Origin of the sequence: Enterobacter sp. Sphag1F, from assembly GCF_014193275.1 — a bacterium.
GTDB lineage: Bacteria > Pseudomonadota > Gammaproteobacteria > Enterobacterales > Enterobacteriaceae > Pantoea > Pantoea symbiotica.
On record NZ_JACHZD010000007.1, the window covers coordinates 88793 to 101951 of the forward strand.

At 54.8% G+C, this 13159-nt stretch carries 11 protein-coding genes and 1 tRNA gene; 5 read left to right on the plus strand and 7 right to left on the minus strand.

Features of this window, described 5'->3' with window-relative positions; all coding sequences use genetic code 11:
* The first annotated feature begins 400 nt into the window (after positions 1–400).
* Positions 401–1393, plus strand: a complete 993-nt coding sequence (locus tag FHW71_RS20075) for a LacI family DNA-binding transcriptional regulator (RefSeq protein WP_008105264.1) — start codon at positions 401–403, stop codon at positions 1391–1393.
* 246 nt (positions 1394–1639) lie between these two features.
* Complete coding sequence (locus tag FHW71_RS20080) at positions 1640–2038, plus strand: helix-turn-helix domain-containing protein (protein WP_179452893.1); 399 nt, start codon at positions 1640–1642, stop codon at positions 2036–2038.
* Here FHW71_RS20080 and FHW71_RS20085 read toward each other — a convergent pair.
* The gene (locus FHW71_RS20085) at positions 1995–2843 is read right to left on the minus strand and encodes an AraC family transcriptional regulator (RefSeq protein WP_179452892.1); all 849 of its coding nucleotides are present in this window, start codon (positions 2841–2843) and stop codon (positions 1995–1997) included. The genes FHW71_RS20080 and FHW71_RS20085 overlap by 44 nt on opposite strands.
* Positions 2844–2954: 111 nt before the next feature.
* Positions 2955–3989 carry a RhuM family protein gene (gene rhuM, locus FHW71_RS20090; protein WP_179452891.1) on the minus strand — a complete coding sequence of 345 codons (1035 nt, stop codon included), beginning with the start codon at positions 3987–3989 and terminating at the stop codon, positions 2955–2957.
* Positions 3990–4184: 195 nt separating this feature from the next.
* Between rhuM and FHW71_RS20095 the strand changes: the two genes are divergently transcribed.
* A complete protein-coding gene (locus FHW71_RS20095) occupies positions 4185–4844 on the plus strand; it encodes a DUF1345 domain-containing protein (protein WP_061720041.1) in 660 nt (219 codons plus the stop codon).
* 18 nt (positions 4845–4862) lie between these two features.
* Here FHW71_RS20095 and FHW71_RS20100 read toward each other — a convergent pair.
* The 5 genes from FHW71_RS20100 to xylF form a co-directional block, all read right to left on the minus strand.
* Positions 4863–4957, minus strand: a tRNA-Sec gene (locus FHW71_RS20100).
* Positions 4958–5018: 61 nt separating this feature from the next.
* Positions 5019–6197 (minus strand): D-xylose utilization transcriptional activator XylR, encoded by a 1179-nt coding sequence (gene xylR / locus FHW71_RS20105; protein WP_061719296.1) that lies wholly within the window; start codon positions 6195–6197, stop codon positions 5019–5021.
* A 93-nt stretch (positions 6198–6290) separates the two neighbouring features.
* Entirely contained in the window at positions 6291–7472 is a 1182-nt protein-coding gene (xylH, locus tag FHW71_RS20110; protein ID WP_179452890.1) for a xylose ABC transporter permease XylH, read from the minus strand.
* Positions 7465–8985, minus strand: coding sequence for a xylose ABC transporter ATP-binding protein (locus FHW71_RS20115; protein WP_179452889.1), 1521 nt, complete (start codon positions 8983–8985; stop codon positions 7465–7467). Before FHW71_RS20115 ends, xylH begins: the two co-directional genes overlap by 8 nt.
* A gap of 28 nt (positions 8986–9013) precedes the next feature.
* A complete protein-coding gene (gene xylF / locus FHW71_RS20120) occupies positions 9014–10006 on the minus strand; it encodes a D-xylose ABC transporter substrate-binding protein (protein WP_179452888.1) in 993 nt (330 codons plus the stop codon).
* A 345-nt stretch (positions 10007–10351) separates the two neighbouring features.
* Between xylF and xylA the strand changes: the two genes are divergently transcribed.
* Both xylA and xylB read left to right on the plus strand, forming a co-directional pair.
* Positions 10352–11674, plus strand: a complete 1323-nt coding sequence (xylA, locus tag FHW71_RS20125; protein WP_061719300.1) for a xylose isomerase — start codon at positions 10352–10354, stop codon at positions 11672–11674.
* Between the two features lie 17 nt (positions 11675–11691).
* Positions 11692–13134 (plus strand): xylulokinase, encoded by a 1443-nt coding sequence (gene xylB / locus FHW71_RS20130; RefSeq protein ID WP_179452887.1) that lies wholly within the window; start codon positions 11692–11694, stop codon positions 13132–13134.
* Positions 13135–13159: the final 25 nt, after the last annotated feature.

Genomic DNA, 13159 nt, shown 5'->3' on the forward strand with positions numbered 1-13159 from the left:
GTTATAGCCCCTTGTCTCTACGGCCTGAACGTTGCTTGTTCAGAAAGAGGGTGGTGTAGGTTTAGATGTTCAACTTTTATTCACGCGAGGTCTTCGCATTGGAATATATGTTCTAAATGATGGTTTTTGGATCATTTTTTCCGAAAAGTGTGAAGAGGGTTGCGAAAATTGCCGAATAAGTCGTCAGGGGCATATTTATAGCCTAATGAAATGATAGGTTTTTCATCAATTCACTTTGTATGGACATTGCAAAGTTTGCTTTTTATTGGAATTTTCATTCTGTTATGCGAGCTGATTTGCCGATTTTATTTCACCCGACTGAGTGCACGGGCGCGTTTCATTTTTTAACAGGCAACGGGCATAATACGTTGATTCTCAGCCCCTCTTTGCGGACGCCGTAATGAAAACGCAGCGCATCACTCTGGACGATATTGCTACCCTGGCGGGCGTCACCAAAATGACGGTAAGTCGCTATCTGCGCACGCCGGAAAAGGTCAAAACGGAAACGGCGGAGAAGATCGCCAGCGTGATTGCCGAAATTGGCTACGTCGCGGATACCGATAATGTCGCGGCGACCAAACAGAACCCACCGCGCATCGGCGTGTTAATTCCTTCCTTTAATAATCAAATCTTTGCCGATCTGCTGGCGGGGATTGAATCGGTGACCAGCGCGCAGGGTTATCAAACGCTGGTGGTCAATTACGACTACAACGCCCAGCGTGAAGAGGAGCAGATCGCCACGGTTTTAGCCTTTAACATCAAAGGGCTGATCCTGACCGAATCAGTGCACACCGTGCGCGCGGAAAAATACCTTAACGCTGCCAACATTCCGGTGGCAGAAGTGATGGGATTGACCGAAGCACGCGGGCGCATCAATGTTGGCTTCGACAACTATCGCGCCGGCTACGATATGACGGCGATGCTGCTGGCCAGCGGCAAACAGCGTGTTATCTATTTTGGTTCGATGTCCGATCGTCGTGATGAGCAACGTTACGCCGGTTATCGCGATGCGGTTGAAGCGGCCGGTTTGCCCGCAGGGCGGATTGTGCCAAACAAGGTTTCATCGGTATCGATTGGCACCGGCATGATGACGCTGGCGCGCCAGCTTTATCCGGAGATGGATGCGATTCTCTGCACCAATGATGATCTGGCGGTCGGCGTACTGCAGGAGTGTCAGGCGGCGCGCATTGCCGTGCCGCAAGCGATGGCGATTGCCGGTTTTCACGGACTGGAGATCGGCCAGGCAACCACGCCACGCTTAGCCAGCGTCATCACGCCGCGTTTTGAGATGGGAAAAGTGGCGACGGAGATCATCCTGAAAAAGATCAACCAGCAGCCCACCATCGAGCAGGTCGACCTGCATTATCGCCTCTCAATGGGTGCGACTATTTAATTCACTGCGCATAGCGCAGATGAAGCAGCGGAAAAGGATTTCCCTGCCCATCTAGTGGCGAGCGTCCCGTGATGACAAATCCCTCTCGTTTTGACAACCATCGAACTGGATGTGGCGCAGCCATAAATTGGCGAGTTATCGTTATTTATTGGCTTTTGACCATCACATAGCCAGCGAGCGGCTTTCTATAATGCTTGCCACTTGCCGGATATCCGTCCGGTTTTCATTTCGACATCAGGAGGAAAAATGGATATGCACGCCGCCTTCATGCAGCAACTGATGCTCTGGATTGAGGACAATATTGAGCAGAAACTCATTCTGGAAACCGTGGCGCGACGCGCTGGGTATTCGCAGTGGCATCTGCAGCGCCTGTTTCGCAGTTACACCGGCGTGGCGCTCGGTACCTATATTCGCGAGCGCAAGTTAACGGCTTCGGTGATCGCGCTGTTGAACAGCAATACGCCGCTGATGGATATCGCCATTAAATATGGCTTCGACTCGCAGCAAACTTATTGCCGCACCTTCCGCCGCATGTTCGATTTGCCGCCCGGCGCGTTCCGGCGTAAATATCAGCACAGTTTGCCGGAGATTGATGGACCTGCTAGCTTGCTATTTTTGCATCCGCAGAGTCGGCTGGCGGCGTAAAGTATTTGCCTGGCGTTGAACCAAATGCGCTGCGAAAAGCGCTGATATAGCTGCTAACGCTATCGAATCCGACCTGCCACGCTACTTGCTGCACACTTTTGCCCGCCGCCAAACCTTCCAGTGATTTAAGTAAACGTGAAACCTGGCGATAGCGCGTTAAACTCATGCCGACTGCACTGGCCCAATGGCGGCTTAAACTGCGCGGGCTGAGTCCGGCCCAGCGCGCCAGTTCTGGCCCGGTGCGCGTATCGGAGGGATCGTCCATCAACAGGCGTGCAATCTGCAGCAAGCGCGGTTCCGTCGGCAACGGTAACGTCAGCGGATGTTCAGTCGATTCATACAATTCATCAAGAAACACCTCGCTCAGGCGATTGTAGCGCGCGCTGCCCCAGTGATCGGGCGACAAGGTTGCCAGCCTTTCCGCCAGCGGCTCCAGCACCGAGGGGCAGGAAAGCAGGACCGGATGATCTGGCAACGGCGCTGCCAGCGCGTCGTCAACCAATACCGTCCAGCCAAGCACCGGGCCCGGCCCAATGATCGCATGTTCAAAGTAGGGCGGAATCCAGCCCACCAGTCGCGGCGGATTGGCGAAAATACCGGACGGCGTTTTCACCGTCATCAATCCCTGTTTCAAACAGAAGAGCTGCCCGGCGGCATGGCGATGGGTGAAGGTTTCACGGTCCAGCTGTTTCGCTAACGCAGCGGCAATCACTTTCGGCGCATCCGGCTCCAGCAGGCGCTGACGCAGCTCAGCCTGGCGCGGATTGCCCGAGAAAGTCAGAGTATCGGTTGGATGGATTAACATGCCAGGCTCCACAATGCGATGAATGAGCAAAGTGGCGGAGATTGGTGGGGAAGTAAAGCGCAGGCGCGTATAAGTTGAGGCGCAAAAGGGCGGGATGCGGCTCAGCGGCGATCATTTCGATTTATTAGGGCTTGGTTGCCACTGCAGCAAACCGGCAATGTTCTTTTCACCTTCTGACTCTTTCAGACGACGCTGTTGCTCGGCGAATTCACCGTATTCAGCCTGTGCTTTTTCATCGGCCATTTTCTTACTGATTGAACCCGCGCCTTGCAGCACATCGCGATCGTTAAATTGCAGAAATTGATCGAGTTTGCTCTGCCAATCGCGAAGAAAAACCTGCTGGCGACGGCGCGCCTGGTCTTCGGCAAAATCCAGCCACATCGTTACCACGCGATTGAGCTCGCTCACTTCGTCCTGAACCAGATAATTTTTAGCCACGGTGACATCGCTTCTGCGTACCTCTTCACCTTTAAAACTCGTCAACCCCATATGAGGTTGGCTGGCGTCAGCGCGCAAATGAATCAGCTCGGCAGCGGTATAACCGGTACAGGCAAAGTGTAATTTGTTCTGGATAGTTTGAAAAAACTGCGTGGTCTCTTTGAGGGAAGGTTGATAGTCAGCCGCTAAGGCAAAAATCTCGCGAACGCGTAAATACATTCGCCGCTCACTGGCGCGAATATCGCGAATACGCTCCAGCATTTCATCGAAATAGTCAGGTACAGCGGATGAACCCACCGGCGGATTTTTCAGCCGCTCGTCGTCCATCACAAAACCTTTGATCAAATATTCTTGCAGGGTTTGCGTTGCCCATTGGCGGAACTGAGTACCGCGTGCTGAGCGGACGCGATAACCGATGGCGAGGATCATTGGCAGGCTAAAATATTGAACCTGATAATTTTTTCCATCACTGGCAGTTGTTCGGTAAAACCGAACAACTGAATTTTCCAGCAGTTCACCCTCTTCGAAGATGTTTTTGATATGTCCACTGATGGTCGCTTTCGCTTTATCAAATAGCTCACATATCATTGCCTGAGAAAGCCACAATGTTTCGTTTTCGAAGCGACATTCAACCCGCACTTTCCCATCACCGCTCGCAAACATGACAAATTCGCCTGCTGGTGATGGTGTGGATTGCTCTTCTGACATGTCGCCTCCGCTCTAATAGGATCTGGTTCACAGTATGCCAGAGAGACGCAATGAAGCTCATTAGTCGATTGGCGATTATTTTACCAACTGAAACGGAGCCGAACCGATAAATGGTTAAGGTGCTCCACAATTACAACCTCACTAACACCGTCTACAGTTAACCTATCCACCTTCCTTCACTAAGCCTCTGACACCATGAGCCTTTCCCTGATGCATTACCTTCGCGCACGCCTGCGTTTGCTGGTTTCGATTGTGGCTGGCGTGGCCTGCTATTTTTTTCTGCCTGCACATCTGGGCATGTTGCAGCGTCTGCTGATTGGCTGGAACGTGCTGGCATGGCTCTATCTCGCTTTTCTGTGGCTGCGCATGTTAGGTACGGAGGCCAAAGACATTCCGCATATTGCGAAAATCGAAGATGAAAGTGCGACGTTGGTACTGAGTATGGTGACGCTCACCTGCATGGTTAGCATTCTGGCGATCCTGATGGAGCTCACCACGCTGAAGAGTCTGACAGGAACGCCGCGCGTACTGCATCTGCTGCTAACAGCGGCAACTTTGGTGGTCTCATGGGCGCTGCTTCCCACTTCATTTGCCATGCATTACGCACATCATCACTATCTGCGTCGCAGCAAAGACGTTACGCCGATGATCTTCCCTGAGAAGCCCGAGCAGCCAGGATACTGGGATTTTCTCTACTTCTCTTTCACCATTGCGGTTGCTTCGCAAACCGCCGATGTGGCAACGGGCACCACGGATATGCGGCAAATCGCTCTGTTGCAGTCGGTGATTTCGTTTGTATTCAATCTGGCGATTTTGGGATTGTCGGTGAATGTGGGGGCGGGGTTGTTGAGTTAGCTGCAGAGAACTAATAAGTGGCGGAAGATCACAGGAGTCGAACCTGCCCAGGACCGCTGGCGGCCCCAACCGGATTTGAAATCCGGCCGCCTCACCGGAGACGACGATCTTCCTTTGAAGATGCCGCAGGAGTATAGCGACAATCGCGGCGGAATTCTTGATCTTAGCCGTGCGTCACAGCACGTTTTCACCGTGAAGCTGCCGATATTCCTTTGGCGTATTGGCATAACTCTTCTTAAACACCGAATAGAAATATTGCAGCGACGGGTAGCCACACATTTGTGATATCTCATTGATGCTCAAAGAAGAACACGCCAGCAGCTCGCGCGCTTTCTCCAGTTTTTCGCGGTGAATCATGGCGTGAATGGTGTCGCCGGTTTCATCGCGGAAGCGTTTTTCCAGATTCGATCGCGAGATGCCGATGGCATCCAGCACTTGTTCAACTTTAATGCCTTTGCAGGCGTTAAAGCGGATGTAGTGCATCGCCTGAATCACCGCCGGATCGTGCAAGGAGCGGAAGTCGGTGGAGCGCCGCGCAATCACTTTTACCGGTGGCACCAGAATGCGTTGCAGTTGCAGAGGCTGATTATCCAGCAGGCGATGCAGCAGTTTTGCCGCCTGATAACCCATCTGGCGCGAACCCTGCGCCACGGATGAGAGCGCCACGCGCGACAGATAACGCGTCAGTTCCTCGTTATCGATACCGATCACCGTGAGCTTTTCTGGCACCGGAATTTTGAGATATTCGCAGGCCTGCAGCAGATGGCGAGCACGGGCATCGGTGACGGCGATGATGCCGGTTTGCTGCGGCAGCGTTTGCAGCCAGTCAGCCAGACGGTTTTGGGCGTGCTGCCAGTTTTCCGGTGCCGTTTCCATGCCCTGATAGACCACGCCTTGATAACGTTCACGTGCCACCAGCTGGCGAAACGCATGCTCACGCTCTTGCGCCCAGCGTTTGCCGCTGGCTGCGGGCAAACCATAGAAAGCAAAGCGGTTCACGCCTTTCTCTTTCAAATGTAAAAAGGCGCTCTCGACCAGCGCGGCGTTGTCGGTGGCGATGTAATGCACGGGCGGATAGTCCTGCGGCTGATGGTAGGATCCGCCAACACCGACAATCGGCACCGACACGTTGGCCAGCAGTTTCTCAATCGAAGGATCGTCGTAATCGGCGATAACCCCATCGCCCAGCCATTCACGGATGTTGTCGATGCGGCAACGAAAATCCTCTTCAATGAAAATGTCCCAATCCGTTTGAGATGCCTGTAAATACTCACCGACGCCCTCAACCACCTGGCGGTCATAGACCTTATTGGCGTTGAACAGCAACGTAATGCGAAAGCGTTTCTCATGCATCGTGGCGCACTCTCCTAAATCGACAGCACCTTGCATAGCATGGCACGACGGACAGCAGAAAGAATTTGCGCCACATTGTGATCCCCCACGCGATTACACCCGACGGCGCGTCGCGGTATCCATCCACACCGCCAGCAGCAGGATGGCGCCTTTGACGATGTACTGCCAGAAAGTCGGGACATCCATCATGCTCATGCCGTTATCCAGTGAAGCCATGATAAATGCGCCGATCACCGCGCCTGCTACCGAACCAACGCCGCCCGCCAGGCTGGTGCCGCCAATCACGCAGGCGGCGATGGCATCCAGCTCGGCGATGTTGCCTGCCGATGGTGAACCCGCGCCAAGGCGTGAGCTGAGAATCAGGCCCGCAATCGCCACCATCACGCCATTGATGGCGAAGACCGCCAGCTTGGTGCGGGCCACATTAATGCCGGAAAGGCGCGCGGCATCCAGGTTGCCACCGATGGCATAGATCCGGCGGCCAAAAGCCGTGCGCGTCGCCATAAACATGCCGCCGAGCAGCAGCAGCGCCAGCAGTAACACCGGCGTTGGTACGCCGCGATAGTCGTTGAGCAGCCAGATCGCGCCTAACACCAGAACAGCGGTGATGACCTGTCGCACCAGCGCACCGCTGACGGAGGTTTGTGTCAGACCAAGCTGTTGGCGACGCAGACGCAAGCGCCATTGCCAGAGGATAAACAGCGCCAAGCCAGCAAAGCCGAAACCAAAACCGATCCCGCCAGGCAGATAGCTTTGCCCAATCTGCGACATCGCTGGGCTAGTGGGCGCTACCGTTGTACCGTCGGTGATGCCGACCAGAATGCCGCGAAACGCCAGCATCCCCGCCAGCGTGACAATAAACGACGGGACTTTGCGATAGGCCACCCACCAGCCGTTCCAGGTGCCGAGCAGCAGGCCCATCGCTAAAGTTACGACGATGGTGAGCGGTAGCGGCCAACCGAGCCAGACGTCAAAGATGGCCGCGGCACCGCCAAGCAATCCCATCATCGAACCGACTGAGAGATCGATTTCCGCTGAGATAATGACGAACACCATGCCGACCGCAAGAATGCCGGTGATGGCGGTCTGGCGCAGCAGGTTGGAAACATTACGGGCGCTGAGCCACGCACCGTCGGTGGTCCAGGTGAAGAACAGGGCGATCAGCACAATCGCACCCAGCATCACCAGCACCTGCAAATTCGGCAGCGAGAATTTACCTGGCGCACCTTTACCCGGTGTGGTGAGGCCGCGTTGCGTACTTTCGGTCTTAAACATAGTGTTCACTCCGCAGGGCGGCTTCCATCACCTGCTCCTGAGTCAGGTTATCGTTAATCAGATCGGCTTTGATTTTGCCTTCATGCATCACCAAAACCCGATCGCTCAGGCCCAGTACTTCGGGCAGCTCAGACGAAATGACAATCACGGCAATCCCTTGCTGCACAAGCGAATTGATCAGCAGATAAATTTCCTGGCGCGCGCCCACATCAATGCCGCGCGTGGGCTCATCAAGAATTAAGATTTTTGGGTTGAGCAGCAGGCATTTAGCAAGGATCGCTTTCTGTTGATTCCCGCCGCTCAGGCGACCAATCGGCAGTTCTGCCGACGAGGTTTTCACCCGCAGGCGCGCAATGGCCTGGTTAATTGCCTGCTGCTCCTGCGCTTCATCCAGCAGCGAAAGACGGGGGCTAAATTGGTCCAGCGCGGCCAGCGTGATGTTTTTGCCCACGCCCATTAGCGGCACGATGCCATCCTTTTTGCGATCTTCCGGCACCATCGCGATGCCGTGAGCGATGGCGGCGCGGCAGTCATTGATACGGACTTTCTTACCGTTGATATGAATATCGCCCTGCCAGCGTCCCGGCCAAACGCCAAACAGACACTGCACGGTTTCGGTTCGCCCGGCGCCGACCAGCCCGGCAATGCCAAGAATTTCGCCGCGCTTCAGGCTGAAAGAGACGTTATCCACCCGGCGAATATGGCGGTTGATGGGATGCCATGCTGTGAGGTTCTCCACCTGCAACAGGGTTTCGCCAATCTCGTGTGGGCTATGCGGATAGAGCGCCGTCAGCTCGCGCCCGACCATCATGGTGATGATGTCATCCTCACTCAGCCCGGCGGCCGCGCGGGTCGCGATATGCTGACCGTCGCGGATCACGCAGATGGTGTCCGAAATCGCTTTTACCTCATTGAGTTTGTGCGAGATGTAGATGCAGGCGATGCCGTGTTCGCGCAGGTTTTTGATGATGCTCAGCAGCACCTCGGTTTCCTGTTCGGTAAGCGAGGAGGTCGGCTCGTCGAGGATCAGCAGGCGCACCTGTTTATTCAGGGCGCGCGCAATCTCCACCAGTTGCTGCTGGCCTAATCCCAGCTCTCCGACGCGTGTATCCGGCGAGACATGCAGTTTGACCCGCTCCAGTAGTTGCTGGCAGCGCAGCGTCATGGTTTCGTCATCCACCATGCCGAAACGCCCCAGCTCAGCGCCGAGGAAAATGTTCTCCATGACCGTCAGCTGCCGCACCAGCGCCAGCTCTTGATGGATGATCACGATCCCTTTGCGTTCGGTATCGCGAATGGTCTGCGTCTGAATCTCGTCGCCCGCAAAATGGATAGTGCCTTCGAAGTCACCGTGCGGATAAAGCCCGCACAGGATCTTCATTAGCGTCGATTTTCCCGAGCCGTTTTCGCCGCACAGCGACATCACTTCACCGGCTTCCAGCTGCAGGCTCACGTCATCCAGTGCTTTCACCGCGCCGAAACGTTTGGTGATATGGTTCATTTCCAGCAACATCGACCTATCTCCTTTGCGGGCTCGCGCCTCAGAGTTCGCTCTGCTTGTGGAAGCCGTCTTTGACTACCGTGCTTTCAATGTTGTCTTTGTTGACCGGAATAGGATTCAGCAGGCGCGATGGCACATCTTTCAGGCCGTTGTTCAGCTTGCTGTTGCTGGCGGGTTGCTTGTCGTCACCGAGTTCCACCGCGATTTTGGCCGCTTCGGTCGCCAGTTCGGTGATGGGTTTGTAAACCGTCATGGTTTGCGTGCCGTTCATAATGCGTTTGATGGCGGCGAGATCGGCATCCTGACCGGAGATCGCGACTTTGCCGGAAAGTCCCTGCGCGCTTAATGCCTGAATGGCACCGCCTGCGGTGGCATCATTCGACGCCACAACCGCATCAATGTGATTGCTGTTCGCGGTTAAGGCGTTTTCCATTATTTTCAGCGCATTTTCCGGCAGCCAGGCATCAACCCACTGATCGCCGACTATTTTAATACTGCCATTATCAATATAAGGTTTTAACACTTTCATCTGGCCGGCACGGAACAGGCGCGCGTTATTATCCACCGGCGAGCCGCCCATCAGGAAGTAATTACCTTTAGGCACTTGCTTTACAATACTTTCGGCCTGTAATTCGCCCACTTTTTCATTATCGAATGAGATATAAAAATCAATATCGGCGTTATTTATCATGCGGTCATACGCCAGCACTTTAATGCCTTCACGTTTCGCTTCCGCCACAACGTTACTTAAAACCTGGCCGTTATAAGGAATGATGACCAATACATCGACGCCGCGATTGATCATATTTTCAATTTGCGACATCTGCGTTTCTTCGTTGCCGTTGGCCGATTGCACAAACACTTTGGCACCTAGCGATTCGGCTTGTTTAACAAAGATATCGCGATCTTTTTGCCAGCGTTCCAGACGTAAATCATCAATAGCCATACCGATTTTGACTTCTTTAGCGCTACCCGCATGACTAAACAGGGCCAGAGCCGCGCAGGCGGCCAACAGTGATTGTTTCATGTTCATGGTATTAATCCTGTAGGTTGAGGCTGTTGTCGTTGTAAGGCTTATAACCAGGCCGATGAATTGTTGCCCTGAGTTTCAGATGACATCAATTACTGATTTTTATCCGGCTATTACGTTTTTTGGTTTATTTGCGATTTTATGAGCGTGATCGATATTTCAACGCTTTCAGAAAAAACGAAGTTGGCGAACCTGAATGAAAATAACGACATTATTTTGCGAGCTGGCGCACAAATAATAATTATCTTACGTTGAGTGTTAAATATCGTAATTGAGCAGCAGTAAATTACATCATCACAATAACGGCTCAAAGCTGACCATTCGGGTCTTCATGCTAAGGAGCTAACTATGCACGCCTATTTCGACCAGCTTGATCGCGTTCGTTATGAAGGGAGTAATACCCGCAATCCTCTGGCGTTTCGTCATTACAACCCGGACGAGGTGATTCTCGGTAAAACCATGGCGGAGCATCTGCGCTTTGCGGCCTGTTACTGGCATACCTTCTGCTGGAACGGCGCGGATATGTTTGGCGTTGGGGCGTTTGATCGTCCGTGGCAGAAGCCGGGAGATGCGCTGGAGCTGGCGAAACAAAAGGCCGATGTTGCCTTTGAGTTCTTCCATAAACTGAATGTGCCTTATTACTGCTTCCACGATGTGGATGTCTCGCCGGAAGGCGATTCGCTGAAAAGCTATCGCGAAAACTTTGCCGTGATGACGGATAAGTTGCTGGAAAAACAGCAGGAAACCGGCGTGAAACTGCTGTGGGGAACCGCCAACTGCTTTACCCATCCGCGTTACGGTGCGGGTGCGGCAACCAATCCAGATCCGGAAATTTTTGCCTGGGCCGCCAGCCAGGTGTGCAGCGCCATGCAGGCCACGCAAACTCTGGGCGGTGAGAACTATGTGCTGTGGGGCGGGCGCGAAGGGTATGAAACCTTACTCAACACCGACCTGCGCCAGGAGCGCGAGCAGATTGGCCGGTTTATGCAGATGGTGGTGGAGCACAAACACAAGATCGGCTTCCATGGCATGTTGCTGATTGAACCCAAGCCGCAGGAGCCGACAAAACATCAGTATGACTATGATGTGGCGACGGTTTATGGCTTCCTGAAGCAGTTCGGGCTAGAGAAAGAGATCAAAGTGAATGTGGAGGCTAACCACGCAACGCTGGCGGGCCACTCATTCCATCATGAGATCGCAACGGCTATCGCGCTGGGCATTTTTGGCTCGGTGGATGCTAACCGTGGCGACATGCAGTGTGGCTGGGATACCGACCAGTTCCCGGTCAGCGTGGAAGAGAATGCGCTGGTGCTGTACGAAATTATCAAAGCGGGCGGATTCACCACCGGCGGCTTAAACTTTGATGCCAAAGTCCGCCGCCAGAGCACCGACAAATATGACCTGTTCTACGGCCATATCGGCGCAATGGATACCATGGCGCTGGCGTTAAAAGTCGCGGCCCGCATGGTGGCGGACGGCGAGCTGGATAAGCGTGTGGCACAACGCTACAGCGGCTGGAACGGTGAGTTCGGACAGCAGATTCTGAAGGGTGAATTTTCCCTCGCCGCACTGGCGGAACAGGCGCAGCAACAGCAATTCAATCCACAGCATCGTAGTGGACGCCAGGAACAGCTGGAGAATCTGGTGAATCACTACTTGTTTGATTTTTAACTTTTCAGGAGCGCAGCATGGTTATCGGCATCGATTTAGGCACCTCCGGCGTGAAAGTGGCGTTGCTGGATGCGCACGGCAAAGTGATTGCAGTGGAGAGTGCGCCGCTGGAGGTGTCGCGGCCGCAGCCGTTATGGAGCGAGCAAGATGCCGAAAGCTGGTGGCAGGCGACGGATTGTGCCATGCAGGCGCTGGCGCAGCAGCACGATCTCAGCGGCGTGAAGGCGATTGGCCTGAGCGGGCAGATGCACGGTGCCACCTTGCTGGATAGCGAGAATCGGGTGCTGCGTCCGGCGATTTTATGGAATGACGGGCGCAGTGGCGAGCAGTGTCAGGAACTGGAAAAGCGCGTGCTGGATTCGCGCCGCATCACCGGCAATCTGATGATGCCCGGCTTCACCGCACCAAAGCTGCTGTGGGTGAAACAGCATGAGGCGCAGGTGTTTGCTCAGGTAGCTAAAGTGCTGCTACCAAAAGATTATCTGCGCTTCCGCATGAGCGGTGACTTCGCCAGCGATATGTCGGACGCAGCGGGAACGATGTGGCTGGATGTGGCGCAGCGCGACTGGAGCGATGAGATGCTTAGCGCCTGCGAGTTGCAGCGCAGCCAGATGCCGCAACTGTTTGAAGGTAATCAGATCACCGGCACTTTATTGCCAGATGTCGCCGCGCGCTGGGGCATGCAAAAAGTGCCGCTGGTGGCGGGCGGCGGCGATAACGCGGCGGGCGCGGTGGGTGTTGGCATGGTCGAGCCGGGACAAGGCATGCTGTCGCTCGGCACGTCGGGCGTCTATTTCCTGGTAAGCGACGGTTATCTCAGTAATCCACAGCGCGCGGTGCACAGCTTCTGCCACGCACTACCGCAGCGCTGGCATTTGATGTCGGTGATTTTGAGCGCGGCTTCCTGTCTTGATTGGGCGGCGGCGCTGACCGGTTGTGAGGATGTGCCGCAACTGCTGAGTGAGGCGGAAAAAGCGCGCAGCGATGTGCCGCCAGTGTGGTTCCTGCCTTATCTCTCTGGTGAACGCACGCCGCATAACAATCCGCAGGCGCAGGGCGCGTTCTTTGGTTTAACGCATCAGCATGGCCGACCAGAACTGGCGCGCGCGGTGCTGGAAGGCGTGGGCTTCGCGCTGGCCGAAGGCATGGATGCGGTGCATGAGTGCGGCGTGCAGCCGAAAACCGTGATGCTGATTGGCGGCGGCGCGCGCAGTGCGTACTGGCGTCAGATGCTGGCGGATATCAGCGGGCAAACGCTGGATTATTGTCATGGCGGCGAAGTAGGTCCGGCGCTGGGTGCAGCGCGACTGGCGCAGCTGGCGATTGATCCGGCGAGCGAATGGCCGTCGCTTGAACTGGCGCAGCGGCATCAGCCGGATGCGGCGCGCCATCAGGCGTATCAGCCGCAGCGCGAAGTGTTTGCGCGCTTGTATCAGCAGCTGCAGCCGTTGATGTCTTGATGTGGGAGAGTGATGGCTGGATTTG